Origin of the sequence: Acetomicrobium sp. S15 = DSM 107314 (assembly GCF_016125955.1) — a bacterium.
In the GTDB taxonomy this organism is placed as follows: domain Bacteria; phylum Synergistota; class Synergistia; order Synergistales; family Thermosynergistaceae; genus Thermosynergistes; species Thermosynergistes pyruvativorans.
On sequence record NZ_JADEVE010000275.1, the window covers coordinates 1 to 326 of the forward strand.

1 pseudogene is annotated in these 326 nt (G+C 48.5%); it reads left to right on the forward strand.

The annotated features are described in order from the left end of the window. Nucleotides 1–326: pseudogene (locus tag EZM41_RS08245) on the forward strand (DDE-type integrase/transposase/recombinase); the annotation flags it as partial.

A 326-nucleotide genomic window follows, 5' to 3' on the forward strand; every position in this document is an offset into this window, starting at 1 on the left:
GACATGGGCCTAAAAGGGATCATTCGTGGCAGGAAGATAAGGACTACGATCCCTGACGAATCTGCCAATAAACCTGCAGATTTGGTGTGTCGAAACTTCACTGCACTTCGCCCTAACCAGTTGTGGGTGGCAGATCTAACGTATGTCGCTGTACGCAGTGGGTTTGTATATGCTGCATTCGTCATAGACATATTGCTGAGATTCATCGTAGGTTGGCGAATTCTTGAGGTCTTTAAAGACGGACCTCGTGCTCGATGCCTTAGAACAGGCTCTATATGCCCGGAGGTTTAGGAAAGGGTTGGTTCACCTCAAGCGACCATGGTCTT